Annotated in this window: 22 protein-coding genes and 1 tRNA gene; 12 read left to right on the forward strand and 11 right to left on the reverse strand. The window is 48.2% G+C overall.

Annotated features, from left to right (window positions below; all coding sequences use genetic code 11):
* Positions 1–93: 93 nt before the first annotated feature.
* A complete protein-coding gene (gene prfC, locus JGK36_RS15315; RefSeq protein ID WP_293183303.1) occupies positions 94–1,722 on the reverse strand; it encodes a peptide chain release factor 3 in 1,629 nt (542 codons plus the stop codon).
* Positions 1,723–1,824: 102 nt separating this feature from the next.
* Between prfC and JGK36_RS15320 the strand changes: the two genes are divergently transcribed.
* On the forward strand, positions 1,825–2,169 hold the full coding sequence (locus JGK36_RS15320; protein ID WP_293183305.1) for a DUF4870 domain-containing protein: 345 nt from the start codon (positions 1,825–1,827) through the stop codon (positions 2,167–2,169).
* A 299-nt stretch (positions 2,170–2,468) separates the two neighbouring features.
* On the opposite strand, the gene JGK36_RS15325 is transcribed toward JGK36_RS15320, so the two are convergent.
* The 4 genes from JGK36_RS15325 to infC all read right to left on the reverse strand — a co-directional run bounded on the left by JGK36_RS15325 (position 2,469) and on the right by infC (position 6,987).
* On the reverse strand, positions 2,469–2,945 hold the full coding sequence (locus JGK36_RS15325) for a Crp/Fnr family transcriptional regulator (protein WP_293184648.1): 477 nt from the start codon (positions 2,943–2,945) through the stop codon (positions 2,469–2,471).
* Between the two features lie 80 nt (positions 2,946–3,025).
* Positions 3,026–3,157: a hypothetical protein gene (locus JGK36_RS15330; RefSeq protein WP_293184651.1), complete on the reverse strand. Its 132-nt coding sequence runs from the start codon at positions 3,155–3,157 to the stop codon at positions 3,026–3,028.
* Positions 3,138–6,194 (reverse strand): HEAT repeat domain-containing protein, encoded by a 3,057-nt coding sequence (locus JGK36_RS15335; protein ID WP_293196899.1) that lies wholly within the window; start codon positions 6,192–6,194, stop codon positions 3,138–3,140. Before JGK36_RS15335 ends, JGK36_RS15330 begins: the two co-directional genes overlap by 20 nt.
* Before the next feature lie 259 nt (positions 6,195–6,453).
* Complete coding sequence (gene infC, locus JGK36_RS15340; RefSeq protein ID WP_265239585.1) at positions 6,454–6,987, reverse strand: translation initiation factor IF-3; 534 nt, start codon at positions 6,985–6,987, stop codon at positions 6,454–6,456.
* 416 nt (positions 6,988–7,403) lie between these two features.
* On the opposite strand from infC, the gene JGK36_RS15345 reads away from it, so the two are divergent.
* Complete coding sequence (locus JGK36_RS15345; RefSeq protein ID WP_293184656.1) at positions 7,404–8,408, forward strand: alpha/beta fold hydrolase; 1,005 nt, start codon at positions 7,404–7,406, stop codon at positions 8,406–8,408.
* A 97-nt stretch (positions 8,409–8,505) separates the two neighbouring features.
* On the forward strand, positions 8,506–8,700 hold the full coding sequence (locus JGK36_RS15350) for a hypothetical protein (RefSeq protein ID WP_293184659.1): 195 nt from the start codon (positions 8,506–8,508) through the stop codon (positions 8,698–8,700).
* Between the two features lie 705 nt (positions 8,701–9,405).
* On the opposite strand, the gene JGK36_RS15355 is transcribed toward JGK36_RS15350, so the two are convergent.
* Complete coding sequence (locus tag JGK36_RS15355; protein WP_293184661.1) at positions 9,406–9,567, reverse strand: hypothetical protein; 162 nt, start codon at positions 9,565–9,567, stop codon at positions 9,406–9,408.
* A 160-nt stretch (positions 9,568–9,727) separates the two neighbouring features.
* On the opposite strand from JGK36_RS15355, the gene JGK36_RS15360 reads away from it, so the two are divergent.
* The 6 genes from JGK36_RS15360 to JGK36_RS15385 all read left to right on the forward strand — a co-directional run bounded on the left by JGK36_RS15360 (position 9,728) and on the right by JGK36_RS15385 (position 14,683).
* Entirely contained in the window at positions 9,728–11,518 is a 1,791-nt protein-coding gene (locus JGK36_RS15360; protein WP_293184663.1) for an N-acetylmuramoyl-L-alanine amidase, read from the forward strand.
* Between the two features lie 414 nt (positions 11,519–11,932).
* The gene (murI, locus tag JGK36_RS15365) at positions 11,933–12,793 is read left to right on the forward strand and encodes a glutamate racemase (protein WP_293184665.1); all 861 of its coding nucleotides are present in this window, start codon (positions 11,933–11,935) and stop codon (positions 12,791–12,793) included.
* Between the two features lie 326 nt (positions 12,794–13,119).
* Positions 13,120–13,674: an NYN domain-containing protein gene (locus JGK36_RS15370; RefSeq protein WP_293184667.1), complete on the forward strand. Its 555-nt coding sequence runs from the start codon at positions 13,120–13,122 to the stop codon at positions 13,672–13,674.
* Positions 13,675–13,782: 108 nt separating this feature from the next.
* A tRNA-Asn gene (locus JGK36_RS15375) sits at positions 13,783–13,854 on the forward strand.
* A gap of 422 nt (positions 13,855–14,276) precedes the next feature.
* Entirely contained in the window at positions 14,277–14,507 is a 231-nt protein-coding gene (locus tag JGK36_RS15380) for a DUF433 domain-containing protein (RefSeq protein WP_293156139.1), read from the forward strand.
* Positions 14,504–14,683 (forward strand): DUF5615 family PIN-like protein, encoded by a 180-nt coding sequence (locus JGK36_RS15385; RefSeq protein ID WP_293184669.1) that lies wholly within the window; start codon positions 14,504–14,506, stop codon positions 14,681–14,683. The genes JGK36_RS15380 and JGK36_RS15385 overlap by 4 nt, the downstream gene beginning before the upstream one ends.
* Positions 14,684–14,726: 43 nt before the next feature.
* On the opposite strand, the gene JGK36_RS15390 is transcribed toward JGK36_RS15385, so the two are convergent.
* Positions 14,727–15,233, reverse strand: coding sequence for a MarR family winged helix-turn-helix transcriptional regulator (locus JGK36_RS15390; RefSeq protein WP_293184672.1), 507 nt, complete (start codon positions 15,231–15,233; stop codon positions 14,727–14,729).
* An 84-nt stretch (positions 15,234–15,317) separates the two neighbouring features.
* Between JGK36_RS15390 and JGK36_RS15395 the strand changes: the two genes are divergently transcribed.
* On the forward strand, positions 15,318–16,220 hold the full coding sequence (locus JGK36_RS15395; protein ID WP_293184674.1) for an EamA family transporter: 903 nt from the start codon (positions 15,318–15,320) through the stop codon (positions 16,218–16,220).
* A gap of 92 nt (positions 16,221–16,312) precedes the next feature.
* Here the strand turns inward: JGK36_RS15395 and JGK36_RS15400 are convergent, their stop codons facing one another.
* The 4 genes from JGK36_RS15400 to JGK36_RS15415 form a co-directional block, all read right to left on the reverse strand.
* Positions 16,313–17,518 carry a glycosyltransferase family 2 protein gene (locus JGK36_RS15400; protein WP_293196900.1) on the reverse strand — a complete coding sequence of 402 codons (1,206 nt, stop codon included), beginning with the start codon at positions 17,516–17,518 and terminating at the stop codon, positions 16,313–16,315.
* A 220-nt stretch (positions 17,519–17,738) separates the two neighbouring features.
* Positions 17,739–19,052, reverse strand: a complete 1,314-nt coding sequence (cbiE, locus tag JGK36_RS15405; RefSeq protein WP_293196901.1) for a precorrin-6y C5,15-methyltransferase (decarboxylating) subunit CbiE — start codon at positions 19,050–19,052, stop codon at positions 17,739–17,741.
* Positions 19,053–19,296: 244 nt separating this feature from the next.
* The gene (locus JGK36_RS15410) at positions 19,297–19,452 is read right to left on the reverse strand and encodes a hypothetical protein (RefSeq protein ID WP_293184683.1); all 156 of its coding nucleotides are present in this window, start codon (positions 19,450–19,452) and stop codon (positions 19,297–19,299) included.
* Entirely contained in the window at positions 19,449–20,189 is a 741-nt protein-coding gene (locus tag JGK36_RS15415) for a DUF1868 domain-containing protein (protein ID WP_293184776.1), read from the reverse strand. Before JGK36_RS15415 ends, JGK36_RS15410 begins: the two co-directional genes overlap by 4 nt.
* A 544-nt stretch (positions 20,190–20,733) precedes the next feature.
* Here JGK36_RS15415 and holA point away from each other — a divergent pair.
* A complete protein-coding gene (holA, locus tag JGK36_RS15420) occupies positions 20,734–21,711 on the forward strand; it encodes a DNA polymerase III subunit delta (protein ID WP_293184686.1) in 978 nt (325 codons plus the stop codon).
* A gap of 374 nt (positions 21,712–22,085) precedes the next feature.
* Positions 22,086–23,135 carry a hypothetical protein gene (locus JGK36_RS15425; protein ID WP_293184689.1) on the forward strand — a complete coding sequence of 350 codons (1,050 nt, stop codon included), beginning with the start codon at positions 22,086–22,088 and terminating at the stop codon, positions 23,133–23,135.
* Positions 23,136–23,251: the final 116 nt, after the last annotated feature.

Here is a 23,251-nt window from a genome sequence, read left to right on the forward strand (position 1 = left end):
GATGGAGGCGATCGCGCTTATGTCAACGATCGCCACTCGGAAGATTTCGATCGAATCTAGGGTTGTCTTTCATTCAAGGTAATCGTGGTAATCTCACTCCGCGGTAACGGCCAAACCAGAAACCACAGGCGCGATCGCATTTAACCTCAAAACAGGATGCTCACCTTCCACCTGACGGCAATTCCAGTCATTCCTAAATAACAAAACCGGCCTTCCCCAACAATCCTTCACCGTCACAGTATTAAACAGCCGTCCCACCTTGGCCAGGGCATCCCAACCGCCATCTACCCAACGAGCTACACTGTAAGGCAACATATCGATCGTAGTTTCGACATTATATTCCGACTGCATTCGGAACTGCACCACTTCAAATTGCAACTGTCCCACAGCCGCCAAAATCGGTTCGCGTTTCGACTCATCAACCGAATACATAATTTGCACAGCGCCCTCTTCCTGCAACTCCGAAACACCTTTGCGGAACTGCTTAAACTTAGAAGGATTCGGATTTCTCAAAAAGGCAAAAAGTTCCGGCGAAAAACAGGGAATCCCTTCATATTCGACTTTTTGACCGGTGAAAATAGTATCGCCGATCGCAAAAACCCCCGGATTGTTCAAACCGATAACATCGCCCGGATACGCAACCTCGATCGATTCCCGATCCTGAGCAAATAACTTTTGAGGTCTTGACAAACGCACCGTTTTACCAGTCCGAGCGTGAGTGACGTTCATGTCCTTTTCAAACTTGCCGGTACAAACGCGAATAAACGCCACGCGATCGCGATGTCTCGGATCCATATTCGCTTGCAACTTAAACACAAACCCGGTAAAATCTTCGTAAGTTGGCGGAAGTTCCCCGGCGCTGCTGTTGCGGGCGATCGGCTTCATGGCGTAATCTAAAAACGCATCCAAAAACAGCTCGACCCCAAAATTGCTCATCGCACTACCAAAGAAAACCGGAGTCATTTTCCCAGCGCGAACGGAGTCTAAATCGAGTTCAGTTCCCAACTCATCCAACAGTTCCAACTCTTCTTTGAGCTGATAGTAAAGGTCTTGTTCCAACAAATCCTCAATGCGCGGATCGCCCAATTCGATCACCGTATCAACAGCAGCGCGAGAACCGTGTTTAGTCCGCTCGAACAAGTGAATTTTGCGCCCTCTGCGATCGAAAACACCTTTAAAGCGATCGCCCGTACCGATCGGCCAATTCACCGGATAAGTCTGCAACCCCAATTCCTTCTCAATTTCGTCCAACAAATCCAAAGGATCTCTGCTAGGGCGATCGAGCTTATTAAAGAAAGTAAAAATAGGCAAACGTCGCAACTTACAAACTTCAAATAACTTGCGAGTTTGCGGTTCCAAACCCTTAGCAGCATCCTCAAGCATCACCGCATTATCAGCAGCCGCCAGAGTACGATAAGTATCTTCACTAAAATCTTGGTGTCCGGGAGTATCGAGCAGATTAATGTGATAATTTTGATATTCAAACTGCAAAACAGTAGAAGTAATCGAAATTCCCCGCTGCTGTTCCATCGCCATCCAGTCAGAAGTAGCGTGTCGCTGAGCCCGCCGTGCTTTCACAGAACCTGCTTCGTGAATTGCACCTCCGTAAAGCAGCAGCTTTTCTGTCAAAGTAGTTTTTCCCGCGTCAGGGTGGGAGATAATAGCAAAGTTGCGCCGGCGCTCAACAGCAGTTAGCAGTTCAGTTTCGAGTTCTGTTGTCATCACAAAATAGGTAGGGGAATCATCACCCGATCGCCATTATAGCCTGTGCTAGAGTTGCTATTAAAGGTAAAATTATCACTAAAGTCAAGGAATCAAAGTAATATGTACGACTCCGACAAGCGGAAGCTGCTATCACTGGTGTGTCACGGGGCGATTTTTTTCAGCACGTTAGTTTTATCGATCGGAGCGCCGATCGCTGTATTGTTAGTATCTGATGACCCCGTTGTCAAAGAAAACGCCACCGAAGCCATCAATTTTCACTTGAATGTATGGGTGTACAGCGCTGTGATTGTGGCGTTAACTGTGGTGACTTTTGGGCTTGCCGGGTTTATCCTAGTGCCGCTAGGTTATCTCCTACATTGGGGACTGACAATCATGGCTATTATCCACGTGTTGCAAACTCCAAACGAAGCTTACCGCTACCCTTTTATTTTCCGAATAGTTTAGACAGCAAATCGCGCTTCATTATCGATTTTAAACAACCCGATTTCTTCAATAGACCTCTTGCAAAAATCCTTTTAACCAAATTTTGGGACGGGCTAGAAGCCCATCCCACAAGAAAAAAGATTTTTGTGGGATGGGCTTCTAGCCATAAGAAACCGGGTTTTTAATTGTTTGATAGCAGAAGGAAGAAGGAAGAAGGAAGAAGGAAGAAGGAAGAGGAAAGAAGGAAGAAGGAATAAACTATCCGCAATTCCCAATTCCCAATTCCCAATTCCCAATTCCCAATTCCCGATTCCCAATATTCATCGCATTTCAGGAACTCTCACAGGATCTGTCGGTGGCATAACCGCCTCTTTAGCATTCAACTTGATATTCAACTCGCGAATCCGGCGCGACAGCAAGCGAATAATATTAACAGCAATTCCCGGCGTTTCATCGATCGCATCATAAAGCTGCATTTGAGTCAGCATCAAACACTCCGATTGTTCCAGAGTCGAAATAGAAGCCGATCGAGGTTCCGCATCAAATAGCGACATTTCCCCGAAACAAGCCCCCGCTTTCAACTGTGCCAAATCCCGATCGCCTATATGCACCCGCACCGTACCCGATACCAAGATATAGAGCGATCGACCTTCTTGTCCTTCCGTAAAAATCCTGTGCTTAGAAGGAAACGAAAGTTCGTCCATTACCGATGCTAGACGGACAAGAAAATCATCCCGCAGTTCCTTAAAAATCGGAACTTCCCTGACAAACAATAGGCGTTCGACGCTAGTTAACATAATGCGATGCAGTGATTAATTTAAACTTTAACAAAGGAAGGGGAATTGGGCATTGGGCATTGGGCATTGGGCATTGGGCATTAGGTATTGGGAATTAGGTATTGAAGATAGTTTCTTTTTGTTCCTTCTTCCTTCTTCCTTCTTCCTTCTTCCTTCTTCCTTCTTCCTTCTTCCTTCTTCCCTCTTCCTTCTTTACCTTTTCCCCCCAGCACCCAACTCTGCCATCATCTCTTCAACTTGAGCTGATACCAAATTATCGGGGTCATTTTGCAGCCTCGGCAACAATTCGAGCAAAGCCCGCGGTGAAGCTATTTTCAAATAGGCTAACACTGCTTCGCGGACAAAACCCGTCGGGTGTTGCAGACAGACAAGAGTTTGTTGGGCGGTAAGGCTCCAACGCGCTTCCCTCGCCAAGTGAAAACAGCAAGCTAAAGTCCAATCCGAAAGGAAATGGCGCAATTCCAGTAAGCGGCGCAAACGATCGCTCGGGGATAGAGGTTTGTACACCATTAATTCCGAGAGATTGCTCAATTTCTCTCTTTCCGAGTGCTGATCCAACAAATTGATCAGCGATCGCTTCTTAGCGATATCCACAGTATTGTCGAGAATTTCCAATCCCCTAGCCACCAAAGAAGGTTGGCCAGAAGCAATGTTGAAAGCAGCAGCTTGTACGGTGTCCAACGGATAAAGAAACTTCATCAGCAAAAAACATCGTTCCTTAGCATCAGCTTCCAACCCCGCCAGAGCGCGCTGCAACAATTGAGCCGTATCGTTCTCGGGTGCACCCCTGCTGGCATCTCGATCGGCAAAATTGCCATAGGTTGTTACACCAGACAAATCCACCATAGCTGCATAAATTTGACCGATAAACATCAACTCCTGTTCGATAAGAGTTTCCAATCCGCTGCGGCCGATGCGGTCTAGAATCCCTTCTATACCCGCTTCCGATGGCATTTTCAACAGGATGCGGAGGATGTTGCGCCTGGTAGTTCCCCAAGCCGTCATCAAATTGCTGACCAAAATGTCGATCGCCTCCACAGTCCCTATTTGACCGAGAGCCGTCCAAGCTTGCAATCTGACCAAATCTGACTTATGGATATCCTCAGCCAAATAGACGAGCAAAGGAATCGCATCATTGTGAAGTTTGACGATCGCCTGCAAAGCCGCTTCCCTAGTCGATTTGTAACCGAGTCCGCGCAGCAGCGAAGGATAATATTCTTCCGAATGAGTAGAAGAAATCACGTCTAACAGAGCGCAGCGCACTCGCAGAGATTCATCTTGCAACAGATTCGGGATATAAAGCCGCAGTCCTTGCAAATAATCAGCCTCTCCCAGAGCCCGCGTCCCCATCACCCGTTCTCGTTCCATCTTGTGGGTAAGCATTTGGCGCAGCGTATTAGTAGCCTCTGCCTTTTGCTGGCGATCGCCCCTTCTCATAATTAAAGCAGCCGCCGTACCCCGTACTACCGGATCGACATTCGGCTGCAAATAAGGCCGCAAGTTGTCAATATTCGGTTCAGCCTCCGTCAGCCAGATGTAGCGCAAAGCCAAGGCCAGCACCTCCGGCGGCAAGGATTGCTGCGATAGAGCCCGTACAGCTTCTAAATATTCCGGGTTTGGGTGTTGCAGCATTGTTTCCAAGCTCTGGCGCTGCAAAGCCGAAGGTAACACTTCCAGGATCGGCGCCAAAACTTCTCCGACATTTTTCGGGTCAATTTGCGTCAGCAGTTCTATACAAGAGCGCTTTTCATCTTCGCCCCCCGGCTTTTCCAGAGTTTCCACCACTGCGCGTTTGAGAGCTTTCAGGTCAACGTCAGTGACGCCCAAGCGCCCCCGTTCAGCACTTTTGACCAACAAACCCACGTATTGAGAGCGGATCAGCCAGACTACAAACAGCCACACCAGGGCCAAAAGTACGATCGCACCTATGAATACCAAGCTTTGATTGTCATGAAATAGTGTGTCTTTTTCGTCTTGGTGGGGAAGTACCTTGTCTGTCACCCACAGCATAATCAGGATGCCAACTCCTGTCACACCGCAGGACAGAGGTTCGCCCACACCGTTGACTAGAGTTTGAATTCCCGATCGAATATTGTCAGGAATCGGTTGGAACAAAACCGGGCTCACCGTTTCCAACAGCGTGTAGTGCAGCAGTTCGTCCAGAAATCTCAGCAATATCAGTCCGATGAACACAGATACTAGCTGGCCCAGGGATGCTCCTATCGTCAGCACGCCCAGAATAGCGATTCCCGCCGGCAAAATCATCGCCGTCACGAATACACCGATTCGTTCTACCAAGCGGCTGGAGGCGAACCACTGAGTCGCCACTTGAAACAAACCTTGTATGCCTTCGTAAATGCCCAAAAAGCTAGCAATCCAGCTAGCTCCACTAGCGCCGTCCGAAGGGTTTTGGTATTCTAGCTGGCTGTAGAATTGAAAATCTACCAACACATAGAGGACTTCTGCAAGGACGAAAAAACTAACTAGAGGTATGGCGTATTTTTGGAGAGGGCCTGTTATTTTTCGGGCGGTAAATTCTTGTTGGTCGTCTTCGTCCTCGTCATCTGTCCAGTGAGCCGTTTCCGGGAAAGCTTGACGGTATTTTTCTGTGAGGTAGTACAGCAACAGCGAGCCTGTCGCCACCATTAACCCCGATACTAGAGTAACGTTTTTGAGTCCGACTACATAGAGCAAAACTGGCAGAGAAAACCCGCTAACTACCCCAGCCACTAGATAACCACTACTGACTAGCGGATAGGTGCGCTTGATTTCTCTAATATTAAACAGTTGGTTGGAAGTAATGGAAGTATTGAGGTCATTGAGGACATAGCAAGCTTCCACCCACAGCCACATCAAAAAAATAGTAATAAAAGCGATGCTGATGCCAGCTATCTTAGTATTTTCGTAGCCGATGCCGAATCTAAACAAAAATAGCGGTACCGACATCATTCCCAGAACCGCTACAACGGTGCGTCTCAGCGGCAGGATTTTTTGCATCCACGAGTAGACAAATCCCAAACCAGAACCAATAAAGGCGCTGGCTATATAGATAAAGGGCATTTTGTCCGCACCGAATTCGTCTAAAAACAGACCTACCGTGCTGAGTTCCAGCCAGATCAGCCCGACGGAGGTTAGAGTGTAGACGAGGAACATCAGTATGGTTCGCTCTACTTCTTCCGATCGCAGGTTGAGCGATCGCAGCACTCCTTTTCCTGCTCCCGCCCAAGCGCTGATTTGAAAATTTTCCATGCTTAAGAGTGCGTAGATATCCCGATTTTAGATTTTAGATTTTAGATTTTAGACTTCGGCTAGCGCGAGCATCGAACGATTTTAGATTTGCTCCACAGATGGAATCTAGGAGCTGGAACTTTGGTCTAAAATTTTTGTTTTGACCCTCGACGACTAGAGTCGGAAACCTATATCCTTTTTGGGGCGTGGCAATTAGTCTACCGTCACCAGTCTATTACTATTGACTGATGACTGATGACTGATGACTAATTGCTCATAACTATTTTTTCGGCGACAGCAGCATCATCATACTGCGGCCTTCTTTTTTCGGCGCTTGCTGCACCTCTGCGATTTCCTGCAAATCTGTGGCCATGCGCTTGAGCAAGTCCTCTGCTAGGTTACTGTGTTGGATTTCCCGACCTCTGAACATGATCGTGGCTTTTACTTTGTCCCCAGATTTGATAAAGCGGTCTGCTAGTTTGAGGCGCACTTGGTAGTCGTGTTCTTCAATTTTATAGCGCATCTTCACTTCCTTCACGTCAGCAGTGTGTTGCTTCCGTTTAGCTTCTCGCGCTTTCTTTTCCTGCTCGAATTTGTACTTCCCGTAGTCCATGACGCGACATACAGGCGGGTCAGCTTTGTCGCTGACAAGTACGAGGTCGAGTTCTTTTTCTTCTGCCAGACGCAGCGCTTCTGCGGGTGTCAATATCCCTAGTTGCGCGCCGTCGGTATCGATCACCCGGATTTTGGGGTATCGAATATTTTCGTTAATCTGGGGTAGGTTGCGATTTTGTCTTCTTTCAATCACAGGCATGAATGGTTTTACAATCAGTAGTTTAATATTGAAGCTTCTTGATAATTACAGGTTCGATCGACCAATCTTTCATTTTGTCCGATCGAGCTATTTTGTAAGGTGTTACCCTTACCGGACGTACTACCGCGCCCTCTCTCCCCTCAGCTAAAGCCTTAGGGAATATTTGGACTATCGTAAATGAATTCTTACAATACCTGTTATTCTACTCAGTCTGGCTAAGTTTCTGCTTAGTTTTATTTTAACTTCACACACGATCGCCCGCCCCCGTGCCAGATTGATGGTAAAAAGGTCGCAAATTCCCGGTAAATCGTTAAAAATCAGCTAAAACGGCTTTTATTAGCTAATCTAGCCAGTCCGCTCCGTTCCCCAAGTCCCCTGATTTGCCTTGTAGAATGGGTATAAGCAAATGTAAATTTATGTTGCGAGCTGAGGCAAAATTGACAAATTATCTGCACTGGCACCAACGGGTAGGAACTCAACGAGACTGGGTGTGGCGCGGTTGGCAAACTCGCTACAGCTATTTGCGGCCGGCTTTGGGGAACAATCAAGGCGCGATCGATCTTCCAGATGCTGCTACCAAACCAATAGCCTCCGCCACATCAAGCACCCCAATTATTTTACTGCACGGGTTTGGAGCTTCGATCGGTCATTGGCGTCAAAATCTCGGCCCCCTCGCCGAAAAACATACAGTTTACGCCTTGGATTTGTTGGGTTTTGGCGCTTCCCAAAAAGCTCCCGTTAACTACTCTGTGTCTTTGTGGGTCGATCAAGTGTATGATTTTTGGCTGACTTTTATCAGAGAGCCGGTAGTATTGGCAGGAAATTCGATCGGTTCCCTGATTTGTCTGGCCGCCGCCGCCGCTCACCCGGAGATGGTGGCCGGCACGGTGATGATTAGCCTCCCAGACCCCTCTGTGCGAGCCGAGGCGGTGCCAGGATGGCTGTTACCCGCGATCGAAGCTGTGGAAAGCTGGTTTGTTTCTCCGCTCATCCTCAGGCCTCTGTTTGCTTTCGTCCGCAAACCTTCAGTTGTCCGCCGCTGGGTCGGCTTTGCCTACGCCAACCCGGAATCTGTTACCGACGAATTAGTGGACATTCTATCAGGGCCTGCGGGCGATCGGGGAGCAGCCCGTACCTTCTGCGCTGTATTTAAAGCTGTAGGCAGTTCACAATTCAGCCCCGGTGTCAAGACTGTACTGCGAAATTCCACAATCCCGATGCTGTTAATTTGGGGCAAACAAGACCGGATGATTCCCCCTCGGTTCGCCCGGCCCCACCAATTTGTCGAATGCAATCCCCAGTATGTAGAGCTAGTTGAATTAGACAATGCCGGCCACTGTCCCCAGGATGAATGCCCGGAACAAGTAAATGAAGCAATTTTGAACTGGATCGATCGAAATTTTGCAGCTAAGGTGAGTTGATTTATTTAATTTTATGGTCGCTTTTTTCAGCAATTTAGAGATTGACAGAATCGCCAAGATACTGTATCTTCTCTAACTGGTAGTATACGTGGGAGTTATGCAGTTAGTCGAAAGGCAGGTCATCAAACCAAATCACAGGTTTTTGCCAGAAGCCGATCGATTGTTTCTGGTGTCGCAAAAACTTGACAACTGCGATAACAATATCTCCGGTCAAAACTTTTCCCCCGTCAAGCAACCAATCCTTTGGCTGTCGATCGTATACGCTCAAAGACTGTTGGTGACAAAGCATTAGGCACCAAACAAAGTGAGACAAAACATTCTCCATTTACAGTTAACAGCATTGACTGGCTATCATCGTTTAAGATTAGCGATGCCGGAAACCTAACTAACAACTAAGTTTCCATTACTACCCAAAATGTCCGACTGTAACAATGCCATAAAAAAAGACGGAAGAGGCGCTATGTAGTTGTATGTCAATGTCAAGCTGTGAGAGACAATGATTTTATAAAAGGATATGCCAGTTGGTCTGGAACTAATATTTAGCTGCATTCAAAAGTCATTTCAATCTGGGAAATCCTGATCATGCTGAAAGTAGGTTGTTAAGTTATCAAGGTAGCCTATGAAAAGTTAGAAGACAATGCAACTGTCAAACGGATTATTACCCTTACTGTAACTATCTCTATCCATTAAAGACCCGTCGTACAGATTCCTTGAAGAGCGTTCAACAGTTGACAGTTGACAGTTGACAGTTGACCGAAGGAGAGCGACCTCTACCTAGAAGGATGAGGATTGGAGTAATGAATAGTCTGATTTTAAATTCTCCCGATCGGGGTTCCGGCTTTCAACCAATTCTTTCTGGTAAAATTCCAACTTCTAACTTCAAGAAATAAGGGTTAATTGCTCCTATAAATAGTAGCAGCACCAGATCGTCCGGATATTATGAATTGCTGAAACCATTGACTTTATTGCTTCTGAGTTCTCTGGCGACGATAGATAATTAAAGTTTTCTAACCGATCGCATTTTAAAAATCCCGATCGCGTGCTCGTTGCCGAACTTCCTTCTTCCTTTTGCTATAAATACCTTCCCTTGTGCCAACAATTTCTCAGTCAGCTTATAACCGATCGCCCCCAAGTATGCAGGAAAGTTCCAAAATGTCATAATTGGGGATTTGGCGGCCAGTTAACGCATAAAAAAGTCATTTAGCCAACAACTGACGGCCCCTGGCCCCCGGTCTGCTGGCGGCGAACTGCTGAAAGCCACTCGGGCAAGCAGCACCCTTCCAGCTTTTAGCAGTAACGCAAACGAGGAAAAAACTGTCGTGAAATTCCACTGGCTACTACCAAGTTTCTTAAGTGTATTTTTGCTCGCCGGAGCCGCCGAAGCAGCTAGACTGCAATCTTGGCGGTTTGATGCTTCAGAGAACCGGCTCTACATTAGAACAGAGGGGGGAGTCCAACCCAAGGCTCAACTGATTTTCAACCCCACGCGATTGGTAATCGACTTACCGGGGACGAGTCTGGGCAGTCCCTCGGTCAACAAACCGCTGTCAGGGGCGATCGAATCTGTGCGAGTAGGACAGTTTGACGACGATACCACCAGAATAGTCGTCGAACTCAAAGACGGGTTTACTCTAGACCCCCAGCAAGTAAAATTTCGGGGCATTTCTGCCAGCGAGTGGACAGTAGATTTGCCCGCACCGGTACGGGGAGGAACTCAAAATTCGATCTCAGAACCCGGGGGAGAAAGATTATCGGTTGAACCTTCAGCAAGGGAAACCCAATCTGCTGAAGCGACTGTAGTTCAGAACGTTCAGGTGACGGCGGACGGTTTTTTGATCCGTACTGCCGGTGGCAACCCCCAAATTAATTTTCAACAAAGTCGGGCCGGGGACATCGCCACCCTCGATATTGAAGGAGCTACTTTAGCTCCGGGCGCGGGCGGCCAACAGCCTCAAACTAACGGCAAGCACGGAGTTGACAAGATTGAAGTCCGGCAATTGCCAACAGATCCGCCCGTTACCCGCGTAACTTTGCGGATGAAGAGTTCTAATACTCAGTGGCGCGCTTCTGTCGGCAATTCTGGCTCGGTTGTGCTATCGCCAGGAGGCACGAGTCCGCCAATCCTGACGCGCTCCCAACCCCTAACTGTTGGGAGACCAGCTCAAGGAAGTTTAGCGAGAGTTCAGTCCATTGATTTAGCGAGTAACGGCACGCAATTCGTGGTGAGAACTGACCGCCAAGTCTCCTATACCAGCGGGTGGGATCAATCATCGAAAGCTTACTGGATTCGGCTTGCTTCTAGTTCTCTGGCGGGGCAAATTCCTCAGCTCGATGGCAACAGTCCTGTATCGTTTACCGCCAGCCAGGAAGACGCGGAGACTGTGGTGATTTGGGTGCAGCCGCGATCGGGGGTACAGGTAGGCAGGGTGACGAGACCTAACCCGCAGATGCTGTCTTTGCAATTGCGATCGAGTGCTAGCGCGCAGTCACCTTTGACTCGCGATCCAAATCCGCAGCCGTTGCCGCCGAGAAGCAGTATAGGAGCGGGTGATTTGCCCCAAGGTTCTAACCGTCGTTTCGTAGTGGCGATCGATCCTGGCCACGGCGGCCGCGATCCGGGTGCCGTCGGGATTGGGGGCATTCAGGAGAAGGAAATTGTTTTAGATATCTCATATCAGGTGGCAAGGCTGCTAGAACAGCAGGGCGTGCAAGCCGTAATGACTCGGACTGACGACAGCGAAATTGACCTAGAACCGAGAGTTTCTTTAGCATCACGGGTGAATGCTACTTTGTTTGTCAGCATTCACGCCAACGCGATTAATATGAGTCGCCCGGATATTAGCGGGATTGAGACTTATTATTTCGATAGCGGGGAAGATTTAGCCCGGGTGATTCACGCCAGTATTTTGGATGGGACGGGGGCGAAAGACCGTCGGGTGCGGCAGGCGAGATTTTATGTTTTGAGGAAGAGTGCTATGCCTTCTGTGTTGCTGGAAGTCGGTTTTGTCACAGGTGCTGAGGATGCTGCTAAACTTTCCGATCCAGCTTACCGGAGTCAAATGGCGGCTTCGATCGCTCGTGGCATTTTATATTATCTTCAACAAAGATAATGGGCATTGGCCAAACAGGGCATTGGCCAAACAGGGAATCGGGCATTGGTAATTGGTAATTGGTAATTGGTAATTGGGAATTGGGAATTGGGAATTGGGAATTGGGAATTGGGCAAACAGGGCATTGGGCATTGGTAATTGGTAAGGGAGCATCTAAGTTTTGCATTTACAGTGCGAGCGTCCCCGCTCGCGTATCGTACAATACGCGAGCGGGGACGCTCGCACTCAAAGAAAAAATGCTTTTTACAAAAATGAGATGCTCCCATTGGTAATTTTCCCTAATGACTAATAACTGATGACTACTGACTAATGACTACTGACTAATGACTAATAACTGATGACTACTGACTAATGACTACTGACTGATGACTAATAACTGATGACCATTGAAAACAGACTATTGACAGCTAACAAATGACAACAGACTCTAGACAACAAAGAATCGGTATATTTGACAGTGGCGTGGGCGGTTTGACTGTTTTGACGCAGTTATACAAACAATTGCCCAACGAATCAATACTTTATTTTGGAGATACGGCGAGACTGCCTTACGGCACTCGGGCGGCGTCGGAAATTGTGCATTTTGTCCGCGAAATTATGGCCTGGCTGGTGGAACAGGATGTGAAAATGGTCATTATGGCCTGCAACACCAGTTCTGCTTTGGCGATGGAGATGGTGCAGGCTGAGTTTGATATTCCGGTGCTGGGAGTAATTCTGCCGGGGGCCCAGGCTGCGGTGCAGCAAGGCAAGCGGATCGGGGTGATCGCAACTCCTGCTACGGCTGCTAGCAATGCCTATCGAAATGCGATTTTGGAAATGGATGATTCTTGTCGGGTATGGCAGGTTAGCTGTCCGGCTTTTGTGCCTCTGGTGGAGCAAAACCGGATTCACGATCCTTATACTTCTGAGGTGGCTCGGGAATATTTGGCTCCTTTGATTCAGCAGCGAATTGATACGCTGATTTACGGTTGCACTCATTATCCCCTGTTGGCTCCCGTGTTGCGATCGCTCTTGCCTGCTGGGGTGAATTTAATCGATCCTGCGGTGCGCGTGGTGGCTGCTGCTGCCCGAGAATTGGAGGTTTTAGGGCTGCGAAATTCGGGTGCTGCGCTGCCGACTCGTTTTTGCGTGAGTGGCGCCCCGCAGCAGTTTGCGGACTTGTCGGTGCAGTGGCTGGGCTGTACTCCTGCGGTGGAGAAAATATCTCTGCCGACGGTTGTCCGTAGCGAAGCGGGGCGTAAGCCATCGCCCGTATCCGTGGAATCTGTCGAGTAAGCGGAAAAATTTATCGATCGCGCGCTAGCAAAGCTTGCAGAAGACGATCGCACAAATCCCACACCAATTTCCCACAGGAATGCAACTGCAAGCAAACTCCAAACCCTTATGTGACAAGTCATTCCCGATTCTTTAATCAAAAATCGAAAATCGAAAATCGAAAATCGTATCACCCCCCACATCCCAAGCTTTTCGGGATTTGGGGGGTTTAATTATTGCGATCGGAGGTAGCAATCAATCATCAATCTGTAATAAGATTTAACAAAAGCTTTGATGAACAATGCAAATAACGTCCTCTATCTGCTGGAGCTCTTCAGCCTTGAACCATGTCACCCTATATATCGCAAGCAGTGTTACTTGTAGACGGCTATAACATGATTGGACTTTGGCCTCGACTCCGAGAGAAGCGCGATCGCGACGAACTCGAAACAGCCCGCCGCGAGTTGATTGAGGTTTTAGTTAACTACAGCGCCGTTCAAGATTTTGAGGCCAGACTGGTGTTTGACGCTCACTATCGAGATACTCCGAGCGTTAAAGAAATTATTACTAAAAATTTATCAGTGCACTACACTGACTTCGGTCAGACGGCAGATACTTATATTGAAAAGTCTTGTGCTAGTTTGCGCTACGAGTTGCGATCGGTCAAAGGCAAAGGGCGGATGATTGTCGCCACCTCAGACCGAGCGCAGCAATTGACCGTAGTCGGCTACGGTGCCGAATGGATGTCCGCCGAACAACTAGCCGCTGACGTAGAATCCACCGCCCGCCGCAGCGAGCGCCAGCACAAATCCCGCAAACACAACTCCAGTCGTTTTCTGTCGAATTCCCTCGATCCTGAATCGCAGCAGCGTCTCGCCAGAATGAGAATGGGGCTGCATTAGCTGCTGGAACCCGCTTTCTGTACGATCGAAAAAAAGTTTGTCAAAGGCCTTGCCAAATCCTCTAAGTTCAGCTACTATTAGTAAATGTGGGTGACAAAAACCACGCAATCCTCGGTAGCTCAGTGGCAGAGCGATCGGCTGTTAACCGATTGGTCGTAGGTTCAAATCCTACCCGGGGAGTTAGTAAAAGTCTGAAGTTGGAAGTTTCCAGCTTCAGATTTTTTTGTTTTTATTTTCCGATATATTTTTCTATAATGTAGATGCAAACACTTTACCTGTATCGTCAGGAACCCAACTCTAAAGAGATTGGGCTTGCAAGAGAAATCAAGTAAGCCATTCTGACCAGCCTAAGACCTCACGCAGGTCTACGTTATTTGGGTCACGACACCCTGTGGATGCGACGCTAGTCCCCTGCCCTGTCGCTAGTAGTTAAACTGTTTCAAGGTCACTGAAACAGTGCTGCTAGCCGGAAAAAGCCCTTATAACATTGACCGACAAGCGAACATTACCCGAAAGGGATTCGGAGACAACCATATCTCCACAGAGGGGCAACCATACCCCTCTAACCCCGAAAGGGGATTCAAGGCGGTTGAAACCTTTTTATGAGCTATCGCGATATCATCACCATAGAGCCAGATAAGCGTGGTGGCAAGCCCTGCATTCGTCGGATGCGAATTACGGTTTACGATGTTCTTGGCTGGCTGGCTTCTGGAATGTCTATTACTGAGATTATTGACGACTTCCCAGAACTGACAGAAACAGATATTAGAGCCTGTTTAGAGTTTGTCGCCGATCGCGATCGTCGTTTAGTTGCTTCGGTGAGTGTCGCTTGAAACTACTATTCGATCAAAATCTGAGCCGAAAATTAGTTACTCGCTTGGCTGATATTTTCCCTAACGCTAGCCATGTTGAATTTCACGGGCTAGCAGAGAAAACAGATACAGAAATCTGGGATTTCGCTAAGTTGAACGATTTCTGTATTGTGACAAGTATGATTGCAACGAAGTAAAAAGACTTTGTGCATCCGCTGCAATGATTTTTTACTGTCACCGCTACTCCTCAAATGAAATTAAAAGCTTCCGCAGCAGTTGAGCTAGAACTTTACGTTCGGCTTCGTCTAAAGCGCTAAGGAGTCGATGCTCATTGGCAACATGAGCCTCAACAGCTTTCTCGATCGCGTTGAAACCTTTATCGGTTAACTGAATTAGCGTCCCTCGGCGATCGCTCGGATCGTCCATGCGCTTCACAAGATCGGCCCGTTCTAAGCGATCTATACGATGCGTCATCGTACCCGATGAAACCATCAATGTATTGAATAGCTCGGTCGGCGTAAGCTGGTACGGTTGGCCAGAACGGCGCAATGTCGCCAACACATCAAATTCTCCAACGTTCAAGCCAAAGTTGGAAAATGTCTGTTGAAGCGATCGTTCTAAGTATTTGGTCAGTCGCCCCATCCTACCAATAATGCCCATTGGCGACACATCTAAGTCAGGGCGCTCTCTTTGCCATTGAGCCAAAATCGCATCGACTGGATCGGCATTCATTGAAATGCTACTCACCTAAAAATTTTGATGCCAACCATCTTAACATCAAGATAAATGCTAGAATCTTGGCATCAAGTATCTTGACGTTAAGATAAAATTGTGAAGACAGCTACTGTTCGCCTCTCTGATATTCTGCTGACTGCTCTGGCGCCGATGATCTGGGGAACAACTTATGTTGTAGCGACTGAACTCCTGCCCCCTAACCATCCGCTATTAGTGGCTGCTTTGCGATCGCTCCCCATCGGTATTCTGCTAGCAGCCTGGTTTAGACAACTGCCCAAAGGTATTTGGTGGTGGCGTATTCTGCTCTTGGGTAGCCTCAATATCGGAATTTTTCAAGCACTATTATTTGTCGCTGCTTATCGCCTTCCGGGTGGCGTTGCTGCAACGGCAGGCGCAATCCAACCTTTATTAGTCGTATTATTTTCTTCGTTAATATTGAATGAAAAACCGTCTAAGCTGTCTATTGTGGTGGCGATCGCAGGCTTTATTGGTGTCGGGTTGCTGGTTCTGGGCCCTAATGCGCGTCTTGATAGCATTGGCATTGTTGCTGCGATCGCTGGAGCTGCAACAATGGGTCTGGGAACGGTGCTAGTCAAACGTTGGAAACGCCCAGTTTCTCTACTTGTTTTTACAGCATGGCAGTTAACAGTTGGTGGAATCGTTCTGCTGCCGATCGCCCTAGCGATCGAAGGGCCAATAACTCATATCTCAACAACTAACCTATTGGGCTTCGTTTACCTGGGCTTAGTCGGCACTGGAGTTGCTTATGCACTTTGGTTTCGGGGGATTGATAAACTCAAAACATCGGCTGTGGCATCGCTAGGGTTGATGAGTCCTGTAGTAGCAACACTACTGGGATTCGTCTTACTACACCAAACACTTACGCCAATTCAACTGATTGGGATGGGAATTGTTTTGATGAGTGTTTTGATAGGGCAACAAACGGATCGGCTACGTCAACGCTTATCTAATACTTTCAAATCTCGGATCAAAAAATAACTTACAGTCGTCATCCTAAGGTGCGTCAGGAACAAGAGTTTCGAGTTGCATCAACTATTTGGCTGACGCACCCTACGGAATATTACCGAATACTAAACATCGCGTTCCGTGCGTACCCATTTGGTTTGCCGCTTCAGGATAAAACCCAGATATAAAGGGATTTTCCACAGGATGTAAAAAGGAACAGATAATAGAGTTGCGCCGGAAATGTCGGCACGCCCGAATTTTGCCCAAGCGCTGACAATTGAAACTAAAATTAGCAATCCTTGTACTCCTAATAATATGGCGGGAATCGCGGATGCTCCGATAATTGTTGCTAGTATGGATGCTGCAAAAGCGGCTAGCCAGATAGCAACTAAAAGCGATAGGGGAGGGACGGATAAGTCGAGGGCGATCGCCATTAAGTCAAAACGCTGTTGCTCGATCGAAGCTGTCGCCAGCCTGGGAGTTTGAGTTAGCAAGGTTTGTAAGTGTCCGTGTTCCCATCTGGTTCTTTGAGTTTTAGCTACTTGTTCCTGCTGCGGCAAACATCCGGTGACTCGGGCTTCGGGGCAGAATACCGTTGGATGTCCGGCGATCGCCAAATCCAAGCTCATTTGCATATCTTCGACGATATTGCTGCTGGCTAAAGGAACATCTCGAATGATTAACCAGGGAAAAGCCATGCCCGTACCTGTTAGCAATGAGGGAAATCCTAGCTGTTTTAATCCGCTCGGCCGGACTAGGTTTTTCACTAGAAATGCTAAGGCTGAAATGGAATCTTTTGGGGTAGGATTGGGTGGTTGTTCCATTAAATATGTTGCTTGGACTGGCCTTTGTTCTGCGATCGCCACCCGGGCTAATTTGTCGATCGCGTCTGGCTGACAAATGCAGTCGGCGTCAACCATGATGATTACTTCTGGGGGGTCTGAGGCGATCGACTGCAAGCCGAAATCTAGGGCGTATCCCTTCCCCTTGCGTTCTGTGTCGTGGCGCTCGATCGCGCTTGCACCGCTGTTACGGGCGATTTCTGCTGTGGCGTCGGTGCAGTTGTCAGCAATCACTAACAGCCGGTCTTGAGGTGTTAGCTGCGGCAATATAGTGGAGATGGTGGCGGCTATTCCTGCTGCTTCGTTGTAGGCGGGAATTAAAACTGCTACTTTGGGGCGGGCTTCTTGAGTTTCCGCTGTGTCGCCAAAGCTGGACAGGAAAGCTGCACAGCATTCTAGGAATAGAACTGCAACCGGAATTAGAACGATCAGGGCGATCGCCGAGAGTACAACATCAACAAATAGGAACCCTAGCTGATTTATTTGCACAATTCTAGTACCTTAATTTAATTTAATTTGCTGCGGTCATTGAGTTGATTTAATCAATTTGCACCCTGGTCTACTCAGCGAGCAAACCTATTATCTAAGCTATCATAATATCATGTCCTGAAAAATCACCATTATTAGGTGCGATCGTTCGAGAAGACGGGATATTATGCAGCGATTCATCTGCGTTCATCTGCGTTCATCTGCGGTTAAAATTCTAGAATTAATTCAAATGTCGATCGATCGTCACAATCGAAATTGGATTCAACGCATCAAAACGAGTCAAACTGCCCGCAGACACAGAACGCGATAACTGCACCTGCACGATGCGGTAACTCCAGTGGGGTTCCCGGCGCACCCGATCGCCAATCCAGCTTAAAACAGTAGCAATATCCTCAAAAACATCCAAAGCTAGGACGATCGACCCTCCAGCGAGCAGCCGCAGCGCGCAAACGCCCAAAATTTTAGTCAACCCTCCACCGCTACCACCGATAAAAATCCGGTGCGGCGGACGCAAGCGGTGCAAGATTTCCGGGGCGGTTCCGTGAATCGAAAACACATTTTGCAACTCAAAACGGCGACAATTGAGTTCGATCGCAGAAGTGCCAGAAACCGTTTGTTCGATCGCGTATACTTCGGACTGCGGGAATAAACGAGCAATCTCGATCGACACAGAACCGTTACCAGCACCCACATCCCAGACAACTTGTTCCGGTTGCAAAGCCAATTGAGCCAACACCAACACCCGCACTTCCCGTTCAACCGTCAAACCAGGCCTGTCGCCACAACCGATAAAAGCTGCATCGGGAATACCCAACAAAGGCAAATTTCCCAAATCCAAAGCTTCTGTCGGCGGGGACTGCCGCAGCATCACCACCACGCTCAGAAGTGCAAAATCCTCTCCCAGCAAAGCTTCCAGAGACTTGTAGCCCACGCGTTCTTCGGCGGAACCCAAATTTTCGCCAACCCAAAACTGGTAGCGTGTGGGCAAATCCAGAGCTTTCACCAAACTTGCGATCGCCGCCGGAGTGCGAGTTTCGTCTGCGAGTACCGCAATTTTCTCAACACCCAGCTTGAGTTTTGCCGTCAGTTCCTCAAAAAAACGTCCCTGGGAACCCACAAAATGAGCATCCTGCCAAGGGATGTGCAAGCGGTTAAAGGCCAACTGCACGCAGCTTGCATGGGGGTGAAAAGTCAATTTATCCGGTGGCAGTTGGGAAATGAGCAACTTTCCCCAGCCGTGGAACAGCGGGTCTCCGGCAACTAAAATTACAATCAGTTGATGCGAGGGGGTGGAGGGGGGCGAAAAAGTCCCTGCATCTGGCTCTAAATTCGCATCTGCGGCCAACCAACGCCTAATTTCCAGAATTGCTTCGGTTAAATCTTCCAACGCCCAGCGCTCGCAGGATTGCTGGGGAAAATAGCTCAAATGCCGATCGCTCCCGATGAGCAGAGCGGCCATTTCTACAACCTGCCGCGCCGATTCGCTCAGCCCAGCAGCTCCATCTAAACCAATACCAACAACGTGTACAGTCACTTTTGCATTAAAAATTAAAAAACCAGAATTACTGATTTTTCCTGGTTTCTCATGAATTTTTTGCTTGATTTTGTTGTCAAGTCAGAATAATTAAAGCATTTTATAAGCAGTATTTTGAAGGTTGGGACAGAGGAGAGGGGGAGAGGGGGAGAGGGGGGAGAGGAGGAGAGGGGGAGAGGGGGAAGAATTGGGAGAGGGGGAGAGGGGAAGAGGGGGAAGAATTGGGAAAATCTTCCTTGATTCCTCATAATTCTGGCTTGTATCGGTTAAATTCCGTACTTTGCTCGTTGCCGAACTTCGCTCGAACCTCTTTCTTCCTTCTTCCCTCTTCCTTCCTTCTTCCCTCTTCCTTCCTTCTTCCCTCTTCCCTCTTCCTTCTTCCTTCTTCCTTCGTGGTCAAAACTCAAAAACAGGCCAATCCGGTTGCCGCACGTAGCTAGTCATATCGTCAAACTTCCGCAGTTCGGCTTTGTGCACCCACAGATCCTGGGGCGTGTCGAGCCATTGGTCGTTTAACTCAGCCATCAGGGCAGAAAAATGAGCGCGGTCTAGGTTCGGCCCGGTATCCCCAAAATAAGCCAGAGTAATGTGTGCCGTAAAATGATATTGCTGTTCAATTCCCAAGGCAATTAAATCGGGATTTTGATAGATCGATCGACGAAACTCCAGAATTTGCTTGTAAGAGTTTTCGTCCGTCGGTGCCAAACAGACACCTACAGCCCTAGTCATCACCATCAACCCCAGCACCGTCCAGCGTATGGGAGAGCCGCCCGCCAAGGGTTTGCAGGCCGCAAAACCATCTTTCATGCGCCCGCGCAGTTGACCCTCAAATTCTGGATTTTTCTCAGAGGCATCTCGAAAAGCGCTGCTCCAAATCAGATCGGCGACGGTTAAATGGAAGCTATCAGGAGGCAGTGCTACGATCGCACCGTCCGCGATTTCCTGCAATAGCCGTTGTTGGACTGAGTGTAAATTAGTATAAAGTGCAGTATTGTCTGCATCTTCCCCCGCAGGTGGCGTAATCACCGAATAACCCGGAAAAGGTACAGGAGTTCTGTGACCGGCTTCATCAGGCTTAAATTTTGGAGATTCCTGAATGTGTTCCACCTGGGACTTGTAGGAGTCCAGCAGCGTCATTCGCGCCACCCGATTTACGTAAGCTTGATAAGTATCATCCAATCTTGATTTCCTCGCGGTGAAATACTGCCACACCAAATTTTATATTATGGTGCGGGCTTTCAACAGATACATTTAACCCGGCAAATCCAGGACTAAGCCTGATACTACCGTGTATGGCAATACAGAAAAAGCTGCAAGCTCTCCTGTCAAGGAGGTATCTCTCAAAGCTTTCAACAGGATATTGAAAGCGCCATTTGAATTTATGTCCACACTTTGAACAGGTTTTTGATGTGTATTCTTCCGTTATGCCTACTACAAAACTGCCATTTAACAGCAGCTTGATGCTTCAACATTTGCTGGAAATGATAATGACTCAAAGTGACCATGGTCTTAGCTGTTTTAGTCGCTAAAGCATTTTTTTCTCAATCTACACTACCAGCTTTTACCTAATTATTCAAGAAGTTTCTAGAAAATCATTTACTTTGTATCAAGAGTCTGATTCAGGATATGTTGGACTTCGGGATCGTGCAAATCTGATTTTTTGGGCTGCTGAACTTGAAATATGCCAATTTACCTGTTTTGGGGGGAAGACGACTTTGCGATCGCGCAAGCAGTCACAAGTTTGCGCTCCTCAGTCCTCGACCCCAACTGGGCTAGTTTTAACTATGACAAGATTATTGCCGATCGACCCGACGCTGTGGTTGAAGGACTCGATCGAGCTTTAACGCCACCCTTCGGCACCGGCAGCCGTTTTGTCTGGCTGGCAAATACGACTGTAACGCAGCAGTGCTCTGCGGAACTTTTAGCCCAATTGGAACGGACGCTGCCAGTAATTTCCCCTAGTACCGTATTGCTGCTGACATCTGTCAAAAAACCCGACAGCCGGCTCAAATCTACCAAGTTAATCGCCAAGTCCGCCGAATTCCGAGAATTTTCACCGATTCCGCCTTGGAATGAAAAAGAGTTAGCCCAGCGGGTGCGCCAAGTCGCCGGCGAAATGAATGTCAAATTGACCGCCACGGCGATCGAACTTTTAGCCGAATCCATCGGTAGCGATACGCGCGGGCTATACAGCGAACTCGAAAAATTGCTGCTGTTTGCCGGCAATCGCAGTCAACCTCTCAACCCCGAGGAAGTTGCTGCACTGGTGCACTGTAACGCCCAGAATACCTTCCAGCTAGCCGATGCGATTCGCGAGGGCAAGACTTCCGCTGCTTTAGAGTTATTGGCGGGCTTAACTGCTCAGAGCGAACCTGGTTTGAGGATTGTGGCGGGCTTGACTGGTAAGTTTCGGATTTGGCTGTGGGTGAAGGCAATGATCCAAGCGGGCGATCGCGATGATAAAATTGCTCAAGCTCTAGACCTCGGCAATCCGAAACGAATATACTATTTTCGCCAAGAAGTCAAGAACGCCAGCTTAGAAAAACTACAAAAAAGTTTGCCTTTGCTGCTAGAGTTAGAAGCTTCTTTAAAGCGGGGCCGGGAAGAAGTCTCAACCCTGCAAACCAAAGTAATAGAACTTTCTAGCTTGTTTCGGTGAGGAGAGACAGCCCAGCAGGAGCGGGCCGTGACTTTCAGTCAGTTGACAGTTGACAGTTGACAGTTGACAGTTTGAGGGCGACCTCTACCTGGAAGGAAAAGGATTGGAGTAATGAATAGGCTTCTTTTAATTTCTCCCGATCGGGCGGGCGGGCTTTAAACCAATTCTTTCTGGTAAATTTTTACAACAAATTGCGCGATCGGATATATGCTGGATATCCGATCGCGCGCAAAAATCTCAATAGCTACGAGAAATAATCTCAGAATGCCACAGTAGAAGTTAATGTGGTAAATAAATATTGTCCGCCGCCGAACGCCGATCGATTAATATTATTTGCCGGCTCTCCACCCCCCCCAAAAAAAAGAGCGCTACCCATGACACAACAGAACCTGCGGGAACTTCTGAAGCAGGGCGATCCAAAAGCGATCGCATCTAGCATCAACCGTACACTCAAACCCAAAGGCATCAACGCCGATGTGACGCGGGACAACGGCTGCCTCCACATAACTCTGGAGTCAGGCAAAGTACCGAGTCAAATGGCATTGGTGGATTTCATCCGCAGCGGGATGACGAATTTGGGAGTCGAATCAATTCACACTGTCAAAGTTTACGGGCGTCGCACAGGTGACGGCTCCCCTGCGTGGGAAGATGAAATAGATCTGATGCCAGCAGATCCAATGCTTTATGCCTCGGATACTGGAATGCCTGACGACTCTGTAGGTTTAGATGATGTCGAACCCGATGGCGAAGACTATTATCAAGAGGGACAATTCGATCCAGATGACGACGAGGAAGACGACGAGGAAGACGAAGACGAAGATGTAGCCCCCCCTCCGAAAAAACAATTCCCAAAATGGGCAATACCTGTGGGTATCTTAGTGCCTTTGGGGGCGATCGCAGCGCTTTACTTGACTGGAAATTTCCCCTTCGGTGGCGGCTCGAACCCTGAACCGAGCGCCCCCGAAGCAGCTTCGCCCTCCCCCAAAAAAGCCACATCTCCTGCGTCTAAAGCCACATCTCCATCTCCCAGCGCATCTGGCGAGGCCCCACAGGCAGCATCTCCTCCTGCACCAAAAGCCGCTCCCACTAATGCTGCTACGCCCGCGAGCCCTGTTCCCAAACCTCCTGCGCCCAAGGCAGCATCTCCTGCGCCAAAAGCAGCATCTCCTGCACCAAAAGCCGCCGCGCCTAAGCCTGACTCTTGGAGGGAAGGCGTTAACAACGCTCAGAAGGCGGCAGTTTTGGCACAGACGGCTCAATCTCAAGCAGAGTGGATTGCGGTAGCAAGCGAATGGCAGAAAGCGGTTCAGCTTATGAGAGCCGTGCCGTCAACTAGCCCCAACCATTCAAAGGCTCAGCAAAAAGCGGCAGAGTACCAGGCAAATCTGATTGTTGCCAACCGCAGGGCGGCGGCAGCACCTTAATAGTTTTGAGTTTTAAGTTGAATACTTGATGTGCTAAAAAGTCAAAAGTCAAAAGTCAAAAGTAAAAAATCTTGTTTTTACTGAAAGCTTTATTACTTTTGACTTTTTTGAATTTT

Source organism: Microcoleus sp. PH2017_35_SFW_U_B (genome assembly GCF_020737865.1).
In the GTDB taxonomy this organism is placed as follows: Bacteria; Cyanobacteriota; Cyanobacteriia; order Cyanobacteriales; family Microcoleaceae; genus Microcoleus.

Coding starts and splice junctions, on each gene's coding strand:
- JGK36_RS15345 (WP_293184656.1), top strand. CDS start 7,404: ATGTTGCGAGCTGAGGCAAAATTGACAAATTATCTGCACTGGCACCAA.
- JGK36_RS15370 (WP_293184667.1), top strand. CDS start 13,120: ATGTCACCCTATATATCGCAAGCAGTGTTACTTGTAGACGGCTATAAC.
- JGK36_RS15380 (WP_293156139.1), top strand. CDS start 14,277: ATGAGCTATCGCGATATCATCACCATAGAGCCAGATAAGCGTGGTGGC.
- JGK36_RS15325 (WP_293184648.1), bottom strand. CDS start 2,945: ATGTTAACTAGCGTCGAACGCCTATTGTTTGTCAGGGAAGTTCCGATT.
- murI (WP_293184665.1), top strand. CDS start 11,933: ATGACAACAGACTCTAGACAACAAAGAATCGGTATATTTGACAGTGGC.
- JGK36_RS15355 (WP_293184661.1), bottom strand. CDS start 9,567: ATGACATTTTGGAACTTTCCTGCATACTTGGGGGCGATCGGTTATAAG.
- holA (WP_293184686.1), top strand. CDS start 20,734: ATGCCAATTTACCTGTTTTGGGGGGAAGACGACTTTGCGATCGCGCAA.
- infC (WP_265239585.1), bottom strand. CDS start 6,987: ATGCCTGTGATTGAAAGAAGACAAAATCGCAACCTACCCCAGATTAAC.
- JGK36_RS15415 (WP_293184776.1), bottom strand. CDS start 20,189: ATGACGCTGCTGGACTCCTACAAGTCCCAGGTGGAACACATTCAGGAA.
- JGK36_RS15335 (WP_293196899.1), bottom strand. CDS start 6,194: ATGGAAAATTTTCAAATCAGCGCTTGGGCGGGAGCAGGAAAAGGAGTG.
- JGK36_RS15350 (WP_293184659.1), top strand. CDS start 8,506: ATGCAGTTAGTCGAAAGGCAGGTCATCAAACCAAATCACAGGTTTTTG.
- JGK36_RS15425 (WP_293184689.1), top strand. CDS start 22,086: ATGACACAACAGAACCTGCGGGAACTTCTGAAGCAGGGCGATCCAAAA.
- prfC (WP_293183303.1), bottom strand. CDS start 1,722: ATGACAACAGAACTCGAAACTGAACTGCTAACTGCTGTTGAGCGCCGG.
- JGK36_RS15320 (WP_293183305.1), top strand. CDS start 1,825: ATGTACGACTCCGACAAGCGGAAGCTGCTATCACTGGTGTGTCACGGG.